The following is a 22,859-nucleotide window of genomic DNA, read 5'->3' as shown; positions in this document are numbered from 1 at the left end:
ATCGATGAAGACCTACGGTGCGGCTTCCCCCGCCCCTCCACGAAGAGATCGCTGGTGGTCCCGGGTCGCCGCCGTGGTGGCGGCGACCCTCGCGATCGGCATGCTCGCCGCGGTGAATCCCGCGCCCGCCGAGGCGGCGACGGTGGACACCCAAGCCTGGTATGTCCTGGTCAATCGCAACAGCGGCAAGGCGCTGGACGTATCCGGCGCATCCACCGCCGACGGCGCGCGGGTCAGCCAGTGGACGCGCACCGACGGAGCCAACCAGCGGTGGCAGTTCGTGGACTCCGGCGACGGCTTCTACCGCCTCAAGGCCCAGCATTCGGGCAAGGTTCTCGACGTGGCCGGCGCCTCGACCGCGGACGGCGCCGGGATCCAGCAGTGGGCCGACCACAACGGGGCCAACCAGCAGTTCCGCCTGGCCGACTCCGACGCGGGCCACGTCCGGCTGATCAACCGCACCAGCGGCAAGGCGGTGGAGGTGCAGGGCGCATCCACCGCCGACGGCGGCAACGTCGTCCAGTACGCCGACTGGGGCGGCGCCAACCAGCAATGGCAGATGATCAAGCTGTCGTCCGGAGGCGGCGGCGCATGCGGCAGCGCCCCGACTCTGGCGAGCGGTACGCACACGATCCAGAGCGGCGGCAAGAGCCGCAGTTTCATCCTCAGGGTTCCCGCCAACTACGACAACAGCCACCCCTACCGGCTCATCTTCGCGTTCCACTGGCGGGGCGGAACCGCCGGCGAAGTCGCCTCGGGCGGCACGAGCGGGAACGCCTGGTCCTACTACGGCCAACAGGAACAGTCGAACAACAGCGCGATCCTTGTCGCCCCCCAGGGCCTCGGCAACGGCTGGGCCAATTCGGGTGGTGAGGACGTCACCTTCGTCGACGACATGATCCGGCGCATCGAGGGCGGCCTCTGTGTCAATCCGGCACAGCGCTTCGCCACGGGATTCAGCTGGGGCGGCGGTATGAGCTATGCACTCGCCTGCAGCCGGGCGAACGCCTTCAGGGCCGTCGCGGTCATCTCCGGCGCTGAGATCAGCGGGTGCAGCGGCGGCACCCAGCCCGTCGCCTACTTCGGAATCCACGGCATCAGCGACTCCGTCCTGAACATCGGGCAAGGACGGTCCCTGCGCGACAAGTTCGTCCGCAACAACGGCTGCACCGCCCAGAGCCCGCGAGAGCCCGCACCGGGCAGCCGAACGCACATCACCACCACCTACTCGGGCTGCCGTGCCGGATACCCGGTCCAATGGGCCGCGTTCGACGGAGGCCACATACCCGGTCCGGTCGACGGCTCCTCCGGTGAAAGCGGTGTCACCACCTGGACCAAAGCAGAGATCTGGAGGTTCTTCGCACAGTTCCAGTGACACGCCCGCACTACGGAGTGGAGCCAGGATCATCCTGGCTCCACTCCGTCGATGTCTGTCCCGGATTGAAGGACCGAGAGGTAACGCCCGTCTGTGGTCGTTCCACAAGGACGTCGCTCGGCCCGCGGCTGGTCGCCAGCTGTGAGCTCTAGAAGAACCCAAGCTTCCTAGGGCTGTAGGAACAAAGAATGTTCTTCGTCTGCTGGTAGTGCTCCAGCATCATCTTGTGCGTCTCACGCCCGATGCCCGAGCCCTTGTAGCCACCGAAGGCCGCGTGCGCCGGGTAGGCGTGGTAGCAGTTCGTCCACACGCGACCGGCCTGGATGGCGCGGCCCGCGCGGTACGCGGTGTTGATGTCCCGCGTCCACACGCCGGCGCCGAGGCCGTACAGCGTGTCGTTGGCGATCTTGATGGCGTCGTCGAAGTCGTCGAAGGACGTCACCGAGACGACCGGCCCGAAGATCTCCTCCTGGAAGATCCGCATGCGGTTGTCGCCCTCGAAGACGGTCGGCTGGACGTAGTAGCCGCCCTTCAACTCGCCGTCGTGCTCGATACGTTCGCCACCCGTCAGAACCCGGGCGCCCTCCTGCCGGCCGATGTCCAGGTAGGAAAGGATCTTCTCCAACTGGTCGTTGGAGGCCTGCGCGCCGATCATCGTGTCCGTGTCGAGCGGGTGGCCGGTCTTGATCAGTTCGGTGCGGGCGATCGCCGCGTCCATGAACTCGGCGTAACTGCCGCGCTGGACCAGCGCCCGGGACGGGCACGTACACACCTCGCCCTGGTTGAGCGCGAACATGGTGAAGCCCTCGAGCGCCTTGTCGCGGAAGTCGTCGTCGGCTGCCCAGACGTCGTCGAAGAAGATGTTCGGGGACTTGCCGCCGAGCTCCAGGGTGACCGGCGTGATGTTCTCCGAGGCGTACTGCATGATCAGCCGGCCCGTCGTGGTCTCCCCGGTGAACGCCACTTTGGCCACCCGGGGGCTGGACGCCAGCGGCTTGCCCGCCTCCACGCCGAAGCCGTTGACGATGTTGACCACGCCGGGCGGGAGCAGATCGGCGACCAGGCTCATCCAGTAGTGGATGGACGCCGGCGTCTGCTCGGCCGGCTTGAGCACGACCGCGTTGCCCGCGGCCAGCGCCGGGGCGAGCTTCCACGTCGCCATCAGGATCGGGAAGTTCCACGGGATGATCTGCGCGACCACGCCCAACGGCTCGTGGAAGTGGTACGCCACCGTGTCGTCGTCGACCTCGCCCAGCGAGCCCTCCTGCGCCCTGATCGCCCCGGCGAAGTAGCGGAAGTGGTCGATGGCCAGCGGAATGTCGGCCGCCAGCGTCTCCCGCACCGGCTTGCCGTTCTCCCAGCTCTCGGCGACCGCCAGCTTCTCCAGATTCGCCTCCATCCGGTCGGCGATCTTCAGCAGGATGTCAGCCCGCGCGGTCACCGACGTCCTGCCCCACGCGGGGGCGGCCGCATGCGCCGCGTCCAGCGCCCGCTCCACGTCCTCCGCCGTGCCCCGCGCGATCTCGGTGAACGGCTGCCCGTTCACCGGCGTCGGGTTCTCGAAGTACTGCCCCTTGATCGGCGGCACGTACTCACCGCCGATGAAGTGGTCGTAGCGCGCCTGGTAGGAGACGATCGCACCCTCGGTGCCGGGCGCCGCGAAACGGGTCATACTGCTCTGCCTCCCGAAGAAGCACTGCCCGCCGTTGGGCAGCTCTCGGCGCGAGGCTAGGGACGGCGAGGTTGCAAGTACGTTGCGCGGGGCCGGGGGGCCGGGCCATCGGCGGGTCGGGTAGTCGTGGGCTGGGAGCTGGGAGCTGGGAGCTGGGAGCTGGGAGCTGGGAGCTGGGAGCTGGATGGCTGGTCGGCCCGGGGGGCCGCTTGGCCGGTGGGCCGTTTTCCTGGGTGGCTGGTTGGCTCGGTGGGCGGTGCTTCGGTGGGCCGGTGCTTCGCTGGGGAGGCCCCTCGGTGCGGAGGTGCTTCGGTGCGCCGACCCTTCGGTGGGTCGGCACTTCGGAGGGCCGCCGTTGGTTCGGTCAGCGCGGCGGGCGGCCCTCCCGAACCGGCGGTGCGGTGAGTTCCGACTCCAGTGCGGCCAGCCTCGACCGCACCGCCGCCGTCGGCCGCACCGCGGCGAGCGCCCGCCACACCTCCAGGTCGTCCTCGCCCCACGACGCGTGCGCCCAGTCGGCCAGCAGATCGGGGTCGAGACGCGCGATCAGCGCCGTACGCAGGCCGTCGGCGAGGCGCCGCCTGAGCCGTACCACCGCCGGTGCCTGGGAACCGGGCAGCAGCGGACCGGAGTACGCCATGACCGCGGCCGTGACCGCACCCGTCTCCAGGCGACGCTCCACGACCGCCACGTCCGACTCGAGCGGCACTGTGAGCCGGTACGGCCGTGAGGCGAGCAGCCCGGGGCCCAGCGCCCGGCGCAGGCGGGCCAGTTCGGCGCGCAGCGTCACCGGCGTCACCGACTCGTCCTCGTACAACGCGCACAACAGCTCGTCCCCGGTCAGCCCCTCCGGATGGCGGGCCAGCAGCACCAGGATCTCGCTGTGCCGGCGACTGAGCCTGACCCGGCGGCCGCCCATGCGCAGCTGCGCCTCGTCCCGGCCCAGCGCGCTGAGCTCCGGCGTGTCGGTGGCGGGCGCGGGCGGCGCGAGCAGCGCCAGTTGGGACTCCGCGGCACGGGCCACCGCCTGCACGAACCCCAGACTGTGCGGATGCGCCAGGCCGTCCCCGCCGGTGATGTCCACCGCCCCGAGCACCCGCCCGGTGCGCGGATCGTGCACCGGCGCCGCCGCACAGGTCCAGGGCTGCACCCGGCGGATGAAGTGCTCGGCGGCGAACACCTGCACCGGCCGGTCCACGGCGACCGCCGTGCCCGGTGCGTTCGTGCCGACCGCGGTCTCCGCCCACCGCGCCCCCGGCACGAAGTTCATCAGGTCCGCCCTGCGCCGGGTCATGGGATGGCCTTCCACCCACAGCAACCTTCCGTGCGCGTCGCACACCGCGAGCAGGTGCTCGCCGTCGGCGGCGAACGTGCCCAGCAACTCCCGGAACAGCGGCATCACCCGCGCCAGCGGATGCTCCGCGCGATAGGCACCGAGATCTCCGTCCGCCAACTCCACGCTCGCGGTCCCGTCCGGACCCACACCGGCCCGTGCGGAACGCCGCCACGAGTCGGCCACCACGGCACGCACCGGCTTGGGTACGGTCCCCGCCTCGGTGAACGTCTCATGCGCACGACGCAGCACGCGTACACGCTCGGCGGGGTCGGCCCCCGGCTCAAGGGCCACCCACGGATCGGTCAATTCGGCCTCCCGGGAAGGCGATGCGGCTGGGGACATCGTCACTCCGGGTACGCGCTCGGACAACCTTTTCGACGGGGGCACCCGAACGACGAGCCGACGGGCGCGGATGTGCGAGTCCTCAGACGGCGTTCACCAGACGTAGGTAACGCGTCCAGTCCCAGTGCGGACCGGGATCGGTGTGGTCGGTGCCCGGCACTTCGTGGTGCCCGATGATGTGTGTGCGGTCTTTCGGTATCCCGTGCCTGGTGCAGATCGCTGCCGTGAGCCGGGCCGATGCCTCGTACATGACGTCGGTGAAGTAGCCGGGCTGGTCGACCCAGCCCTCGTGCTCTATGCCGATGCTGCGTGTGTTGTGGGCCCAGTCCCCGGCGTGCCAGGCGATGTCCGCCTCGCGAACGCACTGGGAGGTGTGACCGTCGGTGGACCGGACGACGTAGTGGGCGGACACCTTCTTCTTGGGACGCCCGAAGAGGAACAGGGTGTTGGGGTAGGTGGTCTGTGTCACGTGGATGATCACCCGGTCCACAGGATGGGTCGTAGGGCGGTTCGCCACCGTGTAGTTGGCGGTGCTCGCCGGCTTCCACTCGGCGAGGGGGTAGTCCGGGCCCGGGATGTGCGCTCCGGCCTGCCATTCGGGAAGCAGGGCGTACGGGACGGCGGCGAGGGCGGTGCCTTGGAGGATTCGCCGTCGGCTGGGGAGGGGTCTCGCGCGTTCCAAAGGGCTTCGCCTTTCGGTGTCGGGTTGGCCGCGGTTCAGCGTTGGGGCGGGCACGGTTGGGAGTTGAGGATTGCAGCGGGGTTTGTGGCGCGGTTGGGTCGGGGCAGTGCTGACGGCGGTTGGGGGCATGCCTGACGTCGGCCGGGGAGCAGTGCCGGCGTGGGGCGGGGGCAGTGCTGACGGCGGTCGGGGCGCTCAGCGCAGCGTCGTCGCCGTCTCCCGCAGCCGCGCATGTACTCCGCGGTGCGTCTCGCGTGTGGGCAGCCACTCCTTGCGGATCTTGGCCACGCAGGTGTAGTTGGTGTCGCACACGTTGGCCAGCGGCGACTCGACGGCCTGGGTCGCGAACTGGTAGGCGTCCAGCTCACTGAACCCGTAGTCGCGCACCAGCCACCGCACCAGGTCGAGCTGGGATATCCGGAACGCGTCCTCCAGCGGCCGGGCCGACCCCGTCGAGATGATGTGTGTGTCCGACTCGATGCGGGGCCAGGGCGTGGCAAGTCCCTTGAGCAGCTCGACGATCACCACCGTGTTCATCGCGCACTCGACCGCGACCCCGCAGGTCTCGCCCTCGCCCTGCCGGGCGTGTCCGTCACCGAGACTGAGCAGTGCGCCTTCGACATTCACCCCGAGATAGCAGGTGACGCCCGCCCGCATCTCCGGTGTGTCCATGTTCCCGCCGTGTGCGTCGGGCACCAGGGCCGAGCGGACCTCGAGATTGGCCGGCGCCACCCCGACGGTGCCGTGCATCGGGTCCATGGGCAACTCCACCTCGATGTCACTGTCGTGTGCGCGGAACAGCGCCGTACGCCGGGTCCGGTCGAGCTGCCAGATCCAGACGGTCTCCGGGAGCGGCGGTTGCAGCGTGGCCGTGGTGTGCGTCGAGGTGAGTGCGCCGAACAGCGGGACGGTGCTGGACGCGGCCCAGTCCCGGGCCGGTTCGATCGACACGAAGTGCACGGCGACCGTGTCACCGGGCTCGGCGCCCTCGACGTGGAAGGGTCCGGTCTGCGGGTTGAGGAACGGGAACTCGCACACCTCGGACACGAGGTCCTTCTCCGACCGCACCCGTCCGGCGAAGCAGTCCTCGGTGTAGAGGTCGAGGACCGTGCCGGGTGCGATGCGCGCCACGGGAGCTGCGCCACCGAACGTCCAGGCGTACTCGCCGGGTTCGGGTCGCACGGTCAGGATCCGGGGATCGCTCATCGCTGCACAACTCCGTTCTGTGAAAAGGCCGGCGGGGAGGGGCGGAATGCCGGGTGAGCCCCGCGTGAATCACGGTACGGCGCTGGTGGGGTGGGCAGCAGGCAACGCCGGGTTTCCGTGGACAGCCCCGCGATTGTGGATAACTTGCTCACCCACAAGAATGAACCCGACCTGGAATCAGGCCTGTTCCACAGGCACTTACTCCTACGCCGCACGGAACCACGCCCCCCTCCGCACGGAACCACGCCCCGCTCCGCACGGAACCACGCCCCGCTCCGCACGGAACCACGCCCCGCTCCGCACGGATCCGTGCCCGGCTCCGCGCGGAACCACGCCGAACCACACCCCCCTCCGCGCGGCATTCAGCCCCGCTCCGCCACGACCCCCGGATCGTCGAGCACCGCCCGCACCACCGAGTGCGCCGCTCCCAGCAACGGCCCCTCGGGACCCAACCGCGACACGGACACCGGGCAGGCGGGCCCCGCGGTGCGCCGGTCCAACTCGGCTTCCAGTGACGGCAGCAGCCAGGGCGCGAGCCCCGCAAGCGCGCCGCCCAGCACCACACTCTCGGGGTCGAGCAGATTGACCGCGCCCGTCAGGGCGATACCGAGCGCCGTTCCCGCGTCGCGCAGAGCCCGGCGTACGTCCTCGTCGCCCTCGGCGGCACGCTCGGCGAGCAGCCCGACGCGGTCCGCGCCCGGCTCCAGTCCTGCCGCACGCAGGACCGCCTCCTCACCGGCGTACTGCTCCAGGCATCCATGCCCCCCGCACGGGCACTCGGGTCCGTCCGGTCGCACGGGCATGTGCCCCAACTCGCCCGCGAAACCGCGCGTTCCGTGCAGCAGCCCCCCGTCCACCACGACCGCCGCGCCGATACCGATCTCCGCCGACACGTGCAGGAAGTCGCGCGGCGTGCCGTCGCCGAGCCAGAGTTCGGCGAGCGCGCCGAAGTTGGCCTCGTTGCCCACGGTCAACGGGAAGTCCACGGGCAGCAGGGCGCCGAGGTCCGTGTCGCGCCAGTCGAGGTTCGGTGCGCGTACGACCGTACGGGCGTCCCGCGCCACCAGACCCGGCACGGCGACCGCCAGACCTGCGGGCCACAGACCCTCGCCCTCGGCCTCGGCGAGGACCCGGCGCACCATTTCGGTGAGTTCCTCGATCACCGGCTCGGGAGCACGACCCCGGTTCGCGCCGTACCGCACCGCCCGGGACCGCACCTCACCGCGCAGGTCGACCGCGCAGACGGCGAGATGGTCGACGCCTATCTCCGCGCCGATCCCCGCCGGACCGTGCCCGCTGACGGCGAGCGCCGATCCGGGACGGCCCACCCGGCCGGGCCGCTCGGGACCGAGTTCTTCCAGCAGCCCCGAGCGGATCAGCTCGTCGACGAGCGTGGACACCGCGGCGCGGGTCAGCCCGATGCGGGAGGCGACGGCGGCACGGGAGAGCGGACCCTCGGCGCTGACGGTGTGCATCACCCGGGCGAGGTTGCGGCGTCGCATGCCCTGCTGGGTGTTGGGCAGCGCGGGCCCGGCGCCGGCCGGGTGGGCCTCGTGCAGCGGTGCGGTCATGCCTCCGTCAATCCTCGTCAGTCCTCAGTGGTCTTCGGGGCTCCGCTCCAGCAGCGGGGCCGCGTCGGAGAGTACCCCGCTGATCCTGGCCAGCGTCGCCTCGTCCCGCTCCACGGCGTCCAGCACCGGCCCACGCGTGGTGTGCCAGCGCCGGGCGACCGCCGCCGGATCCTCGCCGGTCAGCAGGCCGGCCGCCTGGGCCGCCGCGCCGAGCGCGACCAGTTCCTTGGCCTCGGGCACCTGCACCGGGCGCCCCGACAGCCGTCGTACGGTCTGCTGCCAGGCCGTACCCCGGGCGCCACCGCCGATCAGCAGCAGCGGCGCCGAACGGTCGGCGTCGTCGTCCAGGACCAGGTCCAGGGCACCGAGCAGCGCGTGGACGGCACCGTCGTAGGCGGCCTGAAGGAGTTGGCCGGCGGTCGTGTCGTGGCGCAGGCCGTGCAGGACGCCGGAGGCGTTCGGCAGGTTCGGGGTGCGTTCGCCGTCCAGGTACGGCAGGAGCGTGAGGCCCGTGGTGGGTTCCACGGCCTCGCGGTCGAGGCCCAGCAGGGCGGCGAGGCGGTCGACGGCGAGCGTGCAGTTCAGGGTGCAGGCCAGCGGCAGCCAGTCGCCGTGCGCGTCGGCGAACCCCGCCACGGTGCCGGTCGGGTCGGCGGGGCGCCGCCGCGACACCGCGTACACCGTGCCCGAAGTGCCGAGGCTCAGCACGGGCATGCCGGGACGCAGCCCGAGGCCCAGTGCGGCCGCGGCATTGTCGCCGGTGCCCGGGGCGACCAGCGTGCCCTTGGAGAACGGCAGCTCGTGGCTGTCGCGGACGGTGCCCGCGACCTCGCCGGGCCGGACCACTCGGGGCAGCAGTGCCGGGTCGAGCCCCACGTGCGCCAGGATCTCCTCGTCGTACGATTCCGTTCCCGACGCCCACCAGCCCGTACCGGAGGCGTCGCCCCGGTCGGTGGTGCCCTCGCCCGTGAGGCGTTCGGTCAGGTAGTCGTGGGGGAGGCGTACGGCCTGGGTGGCCCGGGCCGCCTCCGGTTCGTGCTCGGCCAGCCAGGCCCACTTCGTGACCGTGAAGGACGCGGCCGGCACGGAGCCCGTGCGCTCGGCCCAGAACTTCGCGCCGCCGAGTTCCTCGGTCAGCCGGCGGGCCTGCGGCGCCGAGCGCACGTCGTTCCACAGCAGGGCCGGACGTACCGGCTCGCCCCGTGCGTCCAGCGTGACCAGGCCGTGCTGCTGCCCGCCGATCGAGACCGCGGCGGCCTCGTGCGCGGCGTCGCCGCACTGGCGCAGGGCCTCGCACAAGGCGCCCCACCACTGACGCGGGTCGCTCTCGCGGCCCGCCCCGGACGTCACGGTGTGCGGTGCCTGGCCGCTCGCGACGACCTGTCCGGTCGAGGCGTCGACGACCAGCGCCTTGGTGGACTGGGTGGACGTGTCCACGCCGACGACGAGCGGACCCTCGGCTGCTGACATCGGGTTCTCCCTTTTCCGCGGCTCTGCGGGATCTGACCTGCTGTTTCCAGGGTGCCCCGGATGACCACGACCCGGACCTCACCCCTTCGGGGACATCTTGTCCCTTCCCAGGGACGCGTCGGCATACTAATTTGTAAACCGCCATGACGAAATAGTCGTAGCGAGTCGTAGCAAGCAGTCGTCCGCAAGCAAGGAGCCGCGGCATGAGCTACCAGCCCACCCCCGAGGACAGGTTCACCTTCGGCCTGTGGACCGTCGGCTGGCAGGGACGGGACCCCTTCGGCGACGCCACGCGGCGTGCCCTCGACCCGGTCGAGACGGTGCAGCGCCTGGCCGAGCTCGGCGCCTACGGTGTCACCTTCCACGATGACGACCTGATTCCCTTCGGGTCCTCCGACAGCGAGCGCGAGGGGCACATCAAGCGCTTCCGTGAGGCCCTCGACGCCACCGGCATGAAGGTGCCGATGGCCACCACCAACCTCTTCACGCACCCCGTCTTCAAGGACGGCGCGTTCACCGCCAACGACCGCGACGTGCGCCGTTACGCCCTGCGCAAGACGATCCGCAACATCGACCTCGCGGTCGAGCTGGGTGCGCAGACGTACGTCGCCTGGGGCGGCCGTGAGGGCGCCGAGTCCGGCGCCGCCAAGGACGTGCGCGTGGCTCTCGACCGCATGAAGGAGGCCTTCGACCTCCTCGGTGAGTACGTGACCTCCCAGGGCTACGACCTGAAGTTCGCCATCGAGCCCAAGCCGAACGAGCCGCGCGGCGACATCCTGCTGCCCACCGTCGGCCACGCGCTGGCGTTCATCGAGCGCCTGGAGCGCCCCGAGCTGTACGGCGTGAACCCCGAGGTCGGCCACGAGCAGATGGCCGGGCTCAACTTCCCGCACGGCATCGCGCAGGCCCTGTGGGCGGGCAAGCTCTTCCACATCGACCTCAACGGCCAGTCCGGCATCAAGTACGACCAGGACCTGCGCTTCGGCGCCGGCGACCTGCGTGCCGCCTTCTGGCTGGTCGACCTTCTGGAGAGCGCCGGTTACACCGGGCCGCGCCACTTCGACTTCAAGCCGCCGCGGACCGAGGACCTCGACGGCGTGTGGGCGTCGGCAGCGGGTTGTATGCGCAACTACCTCATCCTGAAGGAGCGTTCGGCCGCGTTCCGTGCCGACCCGGAGGTCCAGGAGGCCCTGCGCGCCTCGCGCCTGGACGAGCTGGCACAGCCGACCGCTGCCGATGGCCTCAAGGCGCTGCTCGCGGACCGTACGGCCTTCGAGGAGTTCGACGCCGACGAGGCCGCCGCGCGCGGGATGGCGTTCGAGCGCCTCGACCAGCTGGCGATGGACCACCTGCTGGGCGCCCGCGGCTGAGGCATCGGCCGGCCACGCGCGCGTGCGCTGCCGCCGCCCCACCGCGTGCGACCCGCCTGCTCAGGGCCGGGTCGCACGCGGTGCCGGGTGCCGGCCGGTCTGCGCGCGAACTGTCCCGGAATCATGTGGTCCGTGGTCCGGGCGCGTATCAACTCACCTGTAGGGGTCGCCTCCTGACGGTCATGCGGCGACTCTTGGCGGTATGGCCATGCCGCCCGTACCGCCTCAGCCGCCCGGACCGCCGGGTGACACGCCGCCTCCGGGCGGCGGCTTCGGACCGCCTCCCACTGGGGGTTACGGAACCCCGGGAGGCTACGGTCCCCCTCCGGGCGACAGCGGCCCGCCCTGGTACGGTGACTGGCCGCCGCCGGAACCGCCCGACGAAGGCGGTGGACCCAGGCGGCGGCGCAACCCGCTGTTCATCCTGCTCGCCGCGATCGTGGTCGTGGGAGCTGTCGTTGCCGTGGTCCTCATGGCCTCGGGAAGCGACGACTCGCCCGAGGAGAACCCGTCCGCCGGGACCAGCATCAGCGGCACTCCCAGGCCGTCCTTCAGCATCCCGACCGAACTCCCCAGCAAGCTGCCGAGCGAACTGCCGACATCACTGCCGTCGGGGTTCCCCACCGAACTGCCCAGTGACCTTCCGAGCGATCTGGAGTCGCTGATTCCGTCCCTGGCGGATGAACTGCCCTAGCTGCCCGCCGCAATTGAGCCGCCCTTGTGAGCGCCTGTCAGATGCCGTGCGGCAGTCGCACGTAGACCACCGACGTCTCCACGCCGCTGTCGACCAGCCGGCCCTGGGCGTCGAAGGCGGCCTCGCCGTCCGTCATCCCGAAGTCGTTGTCGTTGATGAGCGCCAGGGTGTCGTGGTCCACGCGCGCGACGCCCTCGATCTTGCCGGGCACACCGGCGACCGTGCCCAGGTCGACGACCAGTTTCTTGGACAGTACGGGCACACCCGAGGCGGCCGGGTCGTCGAGCTGCTCGAGCGACGGAGACGTCGTGTCGTCGTCCCAGGGGCCGCCCAGGATGTTCGACGCGGGGTCCAGACGTACCAGCTGGAGCCGGGCCGCCTTGTCGGTGCGCTCCTCGACCAGGAGCCGGTTCCCGCCCACGGCCACGACCGACGAGATCTTCAGCTCGGAGGTGTCGTCCTCGCTCGGGTCCACCACGTTCACCGGGTCGAAGCGGTACGTGTACTCCGCGGTGACCGCCCTCTTCTTCGGCGAGAACCGCAGCAGCCGCGTGGTCCGCGACGCCTCCCCGGCATCGGTGTCCGGTAGGGACAGCGGGCTCTGCACGGCCATCACCAGGTCGCCGCCGGGCAGTTGGGCCAGTCCTTCGAAGCCGCGGTTGGTCTTGCGGTGCAGCAGAACGGACGGCAGCGCCTCCACCACCGGGTAGTCGGTGCCGGTGAGGCCGAGCCCCTCGGGCACGTAGCGCGTGAGGACCTTCCCGCGCGCGGAGACGTGCACAAGGGACGGGCCGTACTCGTCGACGAGCCAGAAACTCCCGTCGGCGGCCCGCACGATGCCCTCGGTGTCGAGTCCGTTCGGGTTGTAGGTCAGAGCGGTTCGGGCGTTGTAGGAGTACGGCGCCTCGTCGCGCCCCTGCTGGTTCGACAGCCCCGTGACGGGCTTCCCGGAGCTGGTCGTGATCGGGATCGCGTCCAGCACCCGCACGGTGGCTTTCGACACCCGGATCCGCACGATCGCCGGATCGAAGCCCGGCACGGGGAACGTACGGCGCTTCGTGCCGTCCACCTTGATCTGGCCGTTGGGGCCGCGGTCCGTGACCGTCCAGTACTCGCCCTTGCGGCCCGTCGGGTAGATGTCGCTGCCGATGCCGCCGAGGTCCACGCCCCGGTCGTCGCTGACGGTGCCGGGCAGCAGTGCGTTGCTGAACGTGCCGAGGGGGATGTCTCCGAGCGTCGCCGTGCGCACGACGCGCGCCTTGCCGTTCGCGTCCGCGGTGCCGGAGGCGGGCCCGGCGGCGGTCACGAGGGCCGCGGTCACGGCGAGAGGTACGGCCCCGGCGACGAAACGGTGGGCCTGGCGCCGGTCGGCGGCGTGCGGGGACATCGGGCCTCCTGAGGACCAAGTTCGATGACAGTGGTCAGATTTGGAGCCCGCGCGGAACAGCATGCGGCCGCGAGGTGAACGCGGCGAGTCGAGCGCTCGTCGAGCCGACATGCAATTGGCCGAGGCCGAGGTGGTCCGGCCTTTGACAAAGCCGCCCACCCGGCCGCACTCCGACTGCGCCGGCAGGGCCCGGAGGCTGGGGCGGGCGCGTCCGCCTCCAGCCGTTCCCGGAACGCCGTCCGGGACTCCTCCGGGTCCCGTCCGGACCGCAGTACCTCATGCCGGGGCAACCCAGCCGCGATTCGGCGCTCGTTCGCGCGGCGGCGGGTGCCGTCGTCCCCCCGGCCTGTCCGGCGAACCCCGGGCGGTCTCCCGGGCCTACCGCCCTTACAACGTCCTCTCCTCGGACGGAAGTTCCGCCGAGGCCAGCGCCGTCGCCGGATCCTGCGCAGGTCCTCCGGCGGGCACCCAGCGTCCGCGTTCCTTGCAGTACGGCCACCAGCGTCCGTCGTGCCCCAGACGCAGTTGGCGTGGCGCGCCGGTGACCGTCCAGCGGTTGCCCTTCGCCCGCAAGGACGGCCGTTCGTCCTCGTCCCAGGCCGACTCCAGAGCGGCACGCGCGCGTGCGAGCGTTTCGCCCCGGACGATCCACTCCTCGTCCAGCACCGACAACGCGGCGACCCCGCCCAGCTGCCAGGCGCGTACGGCCGTCGCCATCCCTTCCCGGCCGCGCCCGGAGCCGTCGGCCAGCCGCTCCGCCAGGCGCTCGGCAGGGGAACCGGCGGCGAGGCGCACCGCGTCCTCGGCGGGCGTCAACTCCTCGTCCACGGGCTGCAGTTCCGGGCCGGCACGCAGCACTTGCGCGAGCAGGCGGTGCGCCTCGGCGGCTGTCCGGGCGGCCAGGAACTCCAGGGCGGCCGGATCGACGCCGGGCGCGGGAGGAGTCTCCGTGTCCAGGGACGGCGGCACTCCCGGCTCGGCGGGCAGCTCGGGCAGGGCGGGCAGCGGCGGCAGGATGTCGCCGGTCGCGTACGCCTCAGCGGCATCGACACCTTCCGGTTCGGCCGACGTGGACGCATCGGGCGGCGTGTCGACGGGCGCCGCACTGCGGGACTGGAGGTCGTCCAGCAGGTCGCGTTCGCCGCGCCCGCGCATCAGGAGGAGGACGAACGGGTCCTGGTCCAGGAGCCGCGCCACCTGATAGCAGAGGGCTGCCGTGTGCCCGCAGTGGTCCCAGGCACCGCAGCCGCACTCCGGCTCCAGATCGCCCATGCCCGGCAGCAGTTCGATGCCCGTGGCGGCCGCGTCCTCCACCAGGTGCGGGGGCATGTCGCGGTCCAGCAGCGCCGCGACATGCCCCGCCCGCTCGACGGTCATGTCCAGGAAGCGGTCCCACTGCTGCGCGGACAGCTCTTCCAGCAGTACGTCGGCCCGGTGCGCCGTACGGTCCCGGCCCTGCACGACGGCCGTGATCCGCCCGGGACGCACCGACACCGCGCCGACCGCGCCCGCGCGGGCGAGCCTGCGGCCCGCCTTGAGCTGCTCATTGTCCAGCGCCGTCTCCTCCAGCGCCTTCAGCCAGGCCTGGCCCCACCACGTCTGCGCGAACCCCTTCCCGTGCGCGGGAGGCAGCGCGTCGAACGTGCGCTCCAGGTCACCTTCGTGTCGAGTCATCGCGCGCCCCCTCGCAGTTCCACCAGATCGGCCAGCTCCGCGTCCGTCAGCTCGGTCAATGCCGCCTCGCCGGCGCCGAGCACCGCGTCGGCCAGCTGCCGCTTGCGGCTCAGCATGTCGGAGATGCGGTCCTCGATGGTCCCTTCGGCGATCAGTCGGTGCACCTGCACGGGCCGGGTCTGGCCGATGCGATAGGCACGGTCCGTGGCCTGTGCCTCGACGGCGGGGTTCCACCAGCGGTCGTAGTGCACGACATGTTCGGCACGGGTGAGGTTCAGGCCGGTGCCCGCCGCCTTCAACGACAGCAGAAAGACGGGCACTTCACCGTCCTGGAATCGCTGCACGAGGGTCTCCCGCTCGGCCACAGGTGTTGCGCCGTGCAGGAACTGCGAGGGTGTGCCACGCGCCGCCAGATGCTGTTCGATGAGGCGCCCCATGCGCACGTACTGCGTGAAGACCAACACGCTCGCCCCCTCGGAGAGGATGGTGTCGAGCAGTTCGTCCAGCAGCTCCAGCTTCCCCGAGCGCCCTGCGATCCGCGGCCGCTCCTCCTTGAGGAACTGCGCAGGGTGGTTGCAGATCTGCTTCAGGCCCGTCAGGAGCTTCACGATCAGACCGCGGCGCGCCATGCTGTCAGCACCGGAGATCTCCGCGAGCGTCTCGCGGACCACCGCCTCGTACAGACCCGCCTGTTCCGTGGTGAGGGACACGGCACGATCGGTCTCCGTCTTCGGCGGCAGTTCCGGCGCGATCCCCGGATCCGACTTGCGCCGGCGCAGCAGGAACGGGCGCACGAGCCGGGCGAGGCGCTCGGCGGCGGCCGGGTCCTGGCCGCCCTCGACGGCCTGCGCGTAGCGTGTGCGGAAGGTGCCGAGCCGGCCCAGCAGTCCGGGGGTCGTCCAGTCGAGGATCGCCCAGAGCTCCGACAGGTTGTTCTCGACGGGCGTGCCGGTGAGCGCCACGCGCGCGCGTGCGCCGATGGAGCGCAGCTCCCGCGCGGTCGCCGAGTACGGGTTCTTCACGTGCTGTGCCTCGTCCGCCACGACCATGCCCCACGGCACCCCGGCGAGCCGGCGCGCGTCCATGCGCATCGTGCCGTACGTGGTGAGCACGAACTCCCCGTCCGCCACGGCGGCCAGGTCGCGCCGCGACCCGTGAAAGCGACGCACGCGCGTGCCGGGCGCGAACTTCTCGATCTCGCGCTGCCAGTTGCCCATCAGGGACGTCGGACACACGACCAGCGTCGGACCGGCGGACGAGGCGTCCGACTGCCGGTGCAGATGCAGCGCGATGAGCGTGATCGTCTTGCCGAGGCCCATGTCGTCGGCCAGACAGCACCCCAGGCCGAGGGATGTCATGCGGGCCAGCCAACTCAGACCCCGTCGCTGGTAGTCACGCAGCGAGGCGGCGAGCGCGGCGGGCTGACCGACCGACTCCTGCCCCTCGGGCTCCGCGAGCCGCTCGCGCAGGGCCGCCAGCCACCCCGTGGGTCGGACCTCGACCTGGCGGCCGTCGATCTCGGTGGAGCCGGTCAGGGCGGCGCCGAGCGCATCGATGGGCGTCACCTTGTGGTCCTGCTGCGCGCGGGCGCGCCGCACCTCCTGAGGATCGACGAGGACCCACTGGTCGCGCAGCCGCACCACAGGGCGGTTCGACTCGGCGAGGCGGTCCAGCTCCTCACGTGTGAGCCGCTGGTCGCCCAGCGCGAACCACCAGTTGAAGGCGAGCAGCGCGTCGGCGGACAGGAACGAGGGCGTGTCCGAGGAGACCCTGCCCGGGGCGGACTCGTCGTCCGGCGGGCCGATCACCGCGCGTGCGGTCAGTTTGCGAGCCAGCCCCTTGGGCCAGTGCACCTCGACGCCGGCCCCGGAGAGGGCCCGAGCACCCTCGCCCAGGAGGTCGGTCACGTCCTCGTCGGCGAGTTCCACGGCGTCCGGTACGGCCGCCGAGAGCAACGGCGTGAGAGGGCTCCACGCGCGGGCAGCCCGGCGAAGCGCCAACAGGGCGTCCATCCGCGCGCGTGGGCCGAAGGCGCCGGACCCCGACCACACGTCGCCGGCATCCGCGACCAGCGTCGGATCACTCACGCTGTGCACCTGGAGCACCGCCCGGAAGGACAGTGCCGCATCATCCGCCGCCGCGGTGGCGAGGCCAGGGACCTCGAGCCGCAGGGAGAGCCGTACGCCCGCGTCGTGGCCGGCGGCGACATCGGCGGCCCACGCGCGCTGTTCGGGGAGCCGCTGCGGCTCCTGTGCCGCATAGGCGGGCCCGCCCGTCACCAGTGGCGCGGCGGGGGAGCGGGGCAGCGCGTCGGCAACCGCGTCCAGGAAGGCCCGCAGCAGTCGCTCCGGGTTCGGCAGCCGCAGTGGCTCGACGCCGTCCAGCGGCATGGCGTGCGCTTCCGGCGGCATCGCGGCGGCAAGGGCGCGGACGCGTTCGACGTCCTCCGGCCGCAGGGGACCGGCGCGCCAGGCGTCATGATCGGTCGCCGAGAGGCCGGGCAACAGCAGACCGCGTGCCACGAACTGCAGGGCCAGCACCGTGGCGGCGCCCCAGAAAGTGGCCGCTCGGTGAGCCTGCGCGTCGGCACGCGCACGCGTGAGCACAGGCAGCGCGGCGCGCACCGGCAACACGACGGCGGGCACGCTCACCAGCTCGGCACCGTCCTCGCCGGGCAGCGCGACGGTCAGGTCCTCGACCGGCAGGGCGACGGCCCGCTCGTCGACGGATCCGGACCCGACGAACGCAGCAGCGTCGCCATCGGCTCGCCAGAAGGCGAACCGGGAGGTGCGGGCAGGATCGCCGGGTACGAAAACGGCACAGCAGGACGCCAGTTCGGAGATCTCGGACGGTGTTGCCTCGGAAAGCCTCGGCACAGCTCTGTGACACTCCTCAAATTTGACTACTCGCGGTTGAGTGGCCGAGGGTACAGGACGTCGACGCGATACCAGGCATCTTCACCTCGTGACTTGGGTCACTCAATGGCGGGTGCGGGTATCTCGCCTGTGGAGCCCGGAGCGGGTGCCGGAGCCCGGAACCGGGAGCCCTGTGGTCGAAGGCCGGGGCCGGGAGCCCGGTGCCCGTGTCCCGTCCGGACGGCGGCACTCCGTCCGGCGACCGCACATCGTCCGTCGCCGGATCTCCGTGACCAGTAGGGGCCGCACCTCAGGGTCGTCTCAGGGGCGCGGTCCGGAACCGCGGGGAGCGCGGACCCGTTTTCAGGACAGAGAGCGGCAGTGGCCGCGAAGGAGGCGACGCACATGTCGAAGAACGCGAAGATCGCCGCGGGAGGTGTGGCGGCGGGCATCATTCTGCTGATCTGGCTGCCCTGGTGGGCCGCGCTCCTGATAGTCCTGGGAGTCCCGGCCGCCGCGTACCTCGCGCTCGACCCGTCCCAGCGGCGCAGGCTGCGCCGTGCCACGCGCAAGGAACTCGGTCGCTGACCTTCACCCGGCAGTCGGTGCGACCGGGGTGGAGAGCGCGCAGGAGTTGAGTACATCGCCGTTCGCGGGCCTGCCGACGGTACGGTCCGCGGGCGGTCGGGTGCCTCGCTCCACCCAGGACACCAGCGCGTCGAACGCCGATCGGTAGCAGGGCAGGATCGGCCGGAGCCGGTCCGGGTAGGTGTCGTACAGCCCGTCGACGTGGGTGCCACCCGCGATCGTGAAGTAGCGGTGCAGTGGTCCCCGTCCGCTTGCGTCGACCATGCGCGCGTACACGTCCGAGTCGACGGCTTTCGGCAGCAGCGCGTCCAGATCACCGTGCAGCGTGATCAGCGGTCTGCCGATGTGCCCGGTCAGAGCGACGCGGGCCACCGCGCGACGGACGGACGCCGGCCGCGACGCGTAGTCGTACGCTGCATCGGACACGCACGGCGCCAGGATTCGCTCCGGCGTGCTCCCGGCGGACGGGCCGGGGCAGTCGGGGTCGTATGCCGGGTCGAACTCGGCGCGGTAGATCTTCTGCGTGACTCCCCAGTAGGCCTGCTCGTGGTACGGCCACAGGAACTCGGAGCCACGCGCGAAACCGGCCGCGTACAGGTCCTCGTCCCGCGCGCTGCCGAGGACGTGTGCCACTGCCGTGGGCAAGGAGGTGAGCAGGTTGGGGCCGTCCGGGGTCCACAGGGCGCCCTCCCAGTCCACGCCGCCGTCGTACAGGTCGGGGTGGTTCTCCAACTGCCAGCGGGTGAGGTAGCCGCCGTTGGAGATACCGGTCATGTACGTACGGCGGGGAGCGTGACCGTAGCGCTGGGCCACCGCCTTACGGGCGGCCCGGGTGAGCTCGGTGGTCCGTGCGTTCCACTCGGCGACCGCGTCTCCGGGGCGCTTGCCGTCGCGGTAGAAGTCGGCGCCGCTGTTGCCTTTGTCGGTTGCGGCGTAGGCGTAGCCCAGCGCGAGCACCTCGTCGGAGATAGCCGTGTCCGTCGCGTACTGCCTGCGGGTGCCAGGTGCGCCGGTGACGACCAGGCCGCCGTTCCAGCGGTCCGGCAGCCGGATCACGAACTGCGCGTCGTGGCGCCAGCCGTGCGTCGCGTTGAAGCGGGAGGAGTCAGGAAAGTAGCCGTCGATCTGGATCCCGGGAACCCCGGTCGGTGTCCGGGTGCCCCGAGCCGTCAGTCCGGCCTGGTCGGCCACGTCCGTGTAGGGCGTCCCGGCGAGTCCGGCCGTGGTCAGATCCGCGAGGCAGGCGCTCTGCTGGAATGCCGCGCCGGGTACCCGTACGCGTTCCTGGCGGGTGCAGTGATGCTCAACGACTCCCTTGGCGGCTACGGGAGTCGGCCAGCTCAAGGCGCCGGCCAGCAGCGTGGCGGCGACGAACGGGACACCTCGGGACAGGCGCATGGCGGCCTCCTGGAAGGCGGGGGACGGAGCACAGCAGAGAGAGCCGAGCCGCGGGCTGCCTCATGGTGCGGGTCTGGTTCCGTGCCTTCCATGGGTCGGGGCCACATGGAACGTCGCCGTCGGATGGGGGTTCGACCCAGGCGGGGCTGCCGGGGCGAGGCGTCAGGGTTCGCACACCCTGCCGCTATGGGCGCCCCTGCCGCCCCGCACGCCCTCGATCTCGCCGGCCCCAGGCCGCCGCCTCCGGGCCGGTGTCTGTCGCCCGGGCCTGTGCCTCAGCTCGGCCGTACGGCCATCTTGTCGAGCGCTTCCAGAAGCCCGGGCAGCTCCGGTCCACGGCCCACCGGCAGTACCTCGCCGGGTTCGTCGTCGAGGAGTACGAACGCGATGTCGTCGGTCCTTGCGACGAGCGACCAGCCGGGGCCGTCCGCACGCAGGGTCCGCGCGTCGCCCGGGGCGAAGGCGGACCGGACGCGGCCGAGGGGCGGCGGAGACTCCACGTACGCGCGTGCCTCGGCGAGGACCCGCCGGATGCCGCTGTGGCCTCCCTGGCCCCCGGCCTTCTCGGCGTCTTCACCCTGGCCCGGGCCTTGGTCCTGGGCCTTGCCTTCGCCTGACCTCTCGCCTTGGTCCGTCGAGACGTCGCCCTCGACCTCGTCTGCCGCGGCCTCCGTCCTGTCGCCCGGCTTCGCGAAGTTGGCGTCGTTGACCTGATCCCGCCATGTCGCCCACTGCAGGGCGATCTCGTCGGCGCCCAGGCGTCGCTGGGCGGGGCCCCAGACGCTCGTGTCCGGCGGCGCGAGCAGCGGGCCGTCCGCCGCCTCCGGGTCGGGATCGTGCGGCGCGGGGACGTTGGGAGCGGCGACGGCGAGCGCCAGGGGCCATCCGGGCAGAGCGGCCACGACCGTGCGTTCGTCCGGCGACAGGTCGTACTCCATGCCGCAGTCCCAGGACGCGATGGCGACGGCGACCAAGGAGACGTCGTCGATGACGACCGTCCACCGTGCGCCCTCGCCGTCCTGGCCGAGCACCAGGCCGTATCCGTCGGCGAGCGGCGCAAGGCCGAGCGCCGCGCAGGCCTCCGGATAGTCGTCGCCCAGCACGCTCGGGAACTGCGCCGGCGTCAGCAGCACCGCCGTGAGCACGTACAGCGCATCGTCCGCGGCGGCGACGGCCTCCTCGTCCGTCCCGGCCATCCCAGCCTCCCCATCGGTTCGTCCATCGGCGCGCACCCTAGTGCGCGCGGAAGCCGCTTGTCACGACTCCCGGACACACTCGGAGCTGCAGTTTTCCTACCGGACGGGGCGAATCGACCGTGAAATGTGCGCGGTGTCAGGCCGCCGGGAGCCCCAGGAGGGACCTGGCGACCGTCTGCGGCGACTCGTCGCGCTCCCGGGCGAGTGCGATGACGGCCCGGCACGCCAGCTCGCTCACCCCGAACGAGAGCGCCTCCGGAGACACCCAGCCCGCGGCCTCGTCGATCTGCTCCTGATCGTCCTCCGCGCAGGCCGAAACGTACACGGCGGCGGCCTCGAACAGATTGTGCGTGCGCCTGTCCTTGCCCTTGACGGTGTCCGACTCCGCGCGCAAGGAACGGAGGAATCTCGCACTCGACTTGCGCACCCTGCCCCACATACTGACCGCCTTCCCCCTGTGTGGGTGACCTGACTGATCATTCATCTTCCCTCAATCAACGTAGAGTTGGAGTCTCGGCGGCAGAAGGGGGACGGCGCTGTGAAGCGCTTCGAGCGGCTCGAACAGATCCGGCTGATGGACCCGGTGCGCGAGGCCTCGGAGATCTACCGGCTCACCGCGACGTACGAGTTCCCTTGGGACTTCACCAGGGCACTCGAGCTGGCGCTCTACCGCACCTACGCCGTACCCGCCATCGGCCGGCTCCTCGCCGAGACGGCTGAACTCACGGACCGGGCGCAGAAACGCTACGACGACACCTCGCTGCTCCTCGACGCCGTCGTCGAGCACGGCTTCGGCAGCGAGCAGGGCCGCACGGCGATCCGTCGCATCAACCAGATGCACCGCAGTTACGACATCAGCAACGACGACATGCGTTACGTGCTGTGCACGTTCGTCGTGATGCCCAAGCGGTGGATCGACACCTACGGCTGGCGCAGGCTGTCGCGCCACGAGATCGTGGCCTCAGCCGTCCACTACCGCACGCTGGGCCGGCATATGGGCATCGAGGGGGCACCCGAGACCTACGAGGAGTTCGAGGCCTGCCTCGACGCCTACGAGGAGGCCCACTTCGGCTGGGACGAGGGCGCCCGGCGGGTCTCCGATTCGACCATCGACCTGATGGCCTCCTGGTATCCGCGACCCCTCGCGCCCCTCCTGCGCAAATCGACGCTCGCCCTGCTAGACGAATCGCTGCTGAAGGCCTTCCGCTACCCGACGCCGAGCGCCACCACCCGCGCGCTCGTCCGGCGTGCGGTACGCACGCGTGGGCGTGTGGTGCGTCTGCTGCCGCCGCGTCGTGCACCGCACTACGCGCGCCAGAACCGGGAGATCAAGGGCTACCCGGACGGCTACCGGCTGGAGGAACTCGGCACCAGCCCCGTGCCCGGCATCCGGGGCTGCCCGGTGCGGCACATCGACGGCTCAGCCGCCGAGTGAGGCGATCGTCTCGCGCAGCCAGGTGAGTTCGGCCCGGGACGTGGCCCGCGCGATGGTCAGGACGCCGCGCCGGAAGGGGTCGTCCAACTCCTCGGCGCGCAGCGGCCGGTCGCCGTCGTAGAAGAAGCTCGCGGGCTCTTCGAGAAAGGCCAGTCGGCGTCGCAGTACGCCTGCTTGGGCGGCCGCGTCGTCCAGGTGGCGCAGGAAGGCGAGCACCGTGAACCAGCGGTTCTCGTCGCTGATGTCGCGCGGGTCGGGCTCGGCGAGTCGGCGGTGCAGTTCCCGGCGGCCGGCTTCGGTCAGCGACAGGACGTGACGCGGAGCGGCCACTGATCCTGGCTCCGTCGCCCGGTCCAGCAGGCCCGCCTTCTCCAGCCGCTTGATCGCGGGGTACAGCGTGCTCTCGGCGACCGGCTTCACGTGCCCGGTCAGCGCCGCGATGCGTTTACGCAGCTCATAGCCGTGGAGCGGGGTGTCGTAGAGGAATCCGAGGATGGCGAGCTCCAGCATGCACCCATTCTCACTCAGGTCCGCTGTACATCCTGGATGCTATACATCGGTCTACCTATACATCGGGTCCGAGGTATATCGTTCCGACGTCGACCGAA

Annotated in this window: 18 protein-coding genes; 5 read left to right on the top strand and 13 right to left on the bottom strand. The window is 71.3% G+C overall.

Annotation, left to right across the window (positions count from 1 at the left end):
• Nucleotides 1-4: 4 nt before the first annotated feature.
• Complete coding sequence (locus EJ357_RS06420; RefSeq protein ID WP_407698468.1) at nt 5-1,375, top strand: RICIN domain-containing protein; 1,371 nt, start codon at nt 5-7, stop codon at nt 1,373-1,375.
• A gap of 148 nt (nt 1,376-1,523) precedes the next feature.
• Here EJ357_RS06420 and exaC read toward each other — a convergent pair whose 3' ends face one another.
• From exaC to xylB, 6 genes are all read right to left on the bottom strand, one after another.
• Nucleotides 1,524-3,047 carry an acetaldehyde dehydrogenase ExaC gene (gene exaC / locus EJ357_RS06415; protein WP_126389465.1) on the bottom strand — a complete coding sequence of 508 codons (1,524 nt, stop codon included), beginning with the start codon at nt 3,045-3,047 and terminating at the stop codon, nt 1,524-1,526.
• A gap of 364 nt (nt 3,048-3,411) precedes the next feature.
• Nucleotides 3,412-4,725 (bottom strand): GAF domain-containing protein, encoded by a 1,314-nt coding sequence (locus EJ357_RS06405; protein WP_126389461.1) that lies wholly within the window; start codon nt 4,723-4,725, stop codon nt 3,412-3,414.
• An 82-nt stretch (nt 4,726-4,807) separates the two neighbouring features.
• Nucleotides 4,808-5,407 (bottom strand): N-acetylmuramoyl-L-alanine amidase, encoded by a 600-nt coding sequence (locus tag EJ357_RS06400; protein ID WP_228472997.1) that lies wholly within the window; start codon nt 5,405-5,407, stop codon nt 4,808-4,810.
• 195 nt (nt 5,408-5,602) lie between these two features.
• Nucleotides 5,603-6,613, bottom strand: coding sequence for an acetamidase/formamidase family protein (locus tag EJ357_RS06395; protein WP_126389457.1), 1,011 nt, complete (start codon nt 6,611-6,613; stop codon nt 5,603-5,605).
• A gap of 362 nt (nt 6,614-6,975) precedes the next feature.
• Nucleotides 6,976-8,184 carry an ROK family transcriptional regulator gene (locus EJ357_RS06390; protein WP_126389455.1) on the bottom strand — a complete coding sequence of 403 codons (1,209 nt, stop codon included), beginning with the start codon at nt 8,182-8,184 and terminating at the stop codon, nt 6,976-6,978.
• Nucleotides 8,185-8,208: 24 nt separating this feature from the next.
• The gene (gene xylB, locus EJ357_RS06385) at nt 8,209-9,654 is read right to left on the bottom strand and encodes a xylulokinase (RefSeq protein WP_126389453.1); all 1,446 of its coding nucleotides are present in this window, start codon (nt 9,652-9,654) and stop codon (nt 8,209-8,211) included.
• Between the two features lie 203 nt (nt 9,655-9,857).
• Here xylB and xylA point away from each other — a divergent pair, with 203 nt between their 5' ends.
• Nucleotides 9,858-11,024: a xylose isomerase gene (gene xylA / locus EJ357_RS06380; RefSeq protein WP_126389451.1), complete on the top strand. Its 1,167-nt coding sequence runs from the start codon at nt 9,858-9,860 to the stop codon at nt 11,022-11,024.
• A gap of 472 nt (nt 11,025-11,496) precedes the next feature.
• Nucleotides 11,497-11,718 carry a hypothetical protein gene (locus tag EJ357_RS49165; protein WP_126389449.1) on the top strand — a complete coding sequence of 74 codons (222 nt, stop codon included), beginning with the start codon at nt 11,497-11,499 and terminating at the stop codon, nt 11,716-11,718.
• Between the two features lie 37 nt (nt 11,719-11,755).
• Here the strand turns inward: EJ357_RS49165 and EJ357_RS06370 are convergent, their stop codons facing one another.
• The 3 genes from EJ357_RS06370 to EJ357_RS06360 form a co-directional block, all read right to left on the bottom strand.
• On the bottom strand, nt 11,756-13,105 hold the full coding sequence (locus EJ357_RS06370) for an esterase-like activity of phytase family protein (RefSeq protein ID WP_126389447.1): 1,350 nt from the start codon (nt 13,103-13,105) through the stop codon (nt 11,756-11,758).
• Between the two features lie 387 nt (nt 13,106-13,492).
• Nucleotides 13,493-14,779: an SWIM zinc finger family protein gene (locus EJ357_RS06365; RefSeq protein ID WP_126389445.1), complete on the bottom strand. Its 1,287-nt coding sequence runs from the start codon at nt 14,777-14,779 to the stop codon at nt 13,493-13,495.
• A complete protein-coding gene (locus EJ357_RS06360; protein ID WP_126389443.1) occupies nt 14,776-17,655 on the bottom strand; it encodes a DEAD/DEAH box helicase in 2,880 nt (959 codons plus the stop codon). Before EJ357_RS06360 ends, EJ357_RS06365 begins: the two co-directional genes overlap by 4 nt.
• A 384-nt stretch (nt 17,656-18,039) precedes the next feature.
• On the opposite strand from EJ357_RS06360, the gene EJ357_RS06355 reads away from it, so the two are divergent.
• Entirely contained in the window at nt 18,040-18,222 is a 183-nt protein-coding gene (locus EJ357_RS06355; protein WP_126389441.1) for a hypothetical protein, read from the top strand.
• Between the two features lie 3 nt (nt 18,223-18,225).
• On the opposite strand, the gene EJ357_RS06350 is transcribed toward EJ357_RS06355, so the two are convergent.
• The 3 genes from EJ357_RS06350 to EJ357_RS06340 form a co-directional block, all read right to left on the bottom strand.
• On the bottom strand, nt 18,226-19,620 hold the full coding sequence (locus EJ357_RS06350; RefSeq protein WP_126389439.1) for a tannase/feruloyl esterase family alpha/beta hydrolase: 1,395 nt from the start codon (nt 19,618-19,620) through the stop codon (nt 18,226-18,228).
• 275 nt (nt 19,621-19,895) lie between these two features.
• Nucleotides 19,896-20,816 (bottom strand): hypothetical protein, encoded by a 921-nt coding sequence (locus EJ357_RS06345; RefSeq protein ID WP_126389437.1) that lies wholly within the window; start codon nt 20,814-20,816, stop codon nt 19,896-19,898.
• A 136-nt stretch (nt 20,817-20,952) separates the two neighbouring features.
• On the bottom strand, nt 20,953-21,255 hold the full coding sequence (locus tag EJ357_RS06340) for a hypothetical protein (protein WP_126389435.1): 303 nt from the start codon (nt 21,253-21,255) through the stop codon (nt 20,953-20,955).
• 99 nt (nt 21,256-21,354) lie between these two features.
• On the opposite strand from EJ357_RS06340, the gene EJ357_RS06335 reads away from it, so the two are divergent.
• Nucleotides 21,355-22,251, top strand: coding sequence for an oxygenase MpaB family protein (locus EJ357_RS06335; protein WP_175647320.1), 897 nt, complete (start codon nt 21,355-21,357; stop codon nt 22,249-22,251).
• On the opposite strand, the gene EJ357_RS06330 is transcribed toward EJ357_RS06335, so the two are convergent.
• A complete protein-coding gene (locus tag EJ357_RS06330; protein WP_126389433.1) occupies nt 22,237-22,761 on the bottom strand; it encodes a PadR family transcriptional regulator in 525 nt (174 codons plus the stop codon). The two genes, EJ357_RS06335 and EJ357_RS06330, sit on opposite strands and share 15 nt — an antisense overlap.
• Nucleotides 22,762-22,859: the final 98 nt, after the last annotated feature.

It is taken from the genome of Streptomyces cyaneochromogenes (assembly GCF_003963535.1).
Classification (GTDB): domain Bacteria; phylum Actinomycetota; class Actinomycetes; order Streptomycetales; family Streptomycetaceae; genus Streptomyces; species Streptomyces shaanxiensis.
Note: the sequence above shows the minus strand (reverse complement) of the source record. Positions and strands in the feature narration are given on the sequence as shown.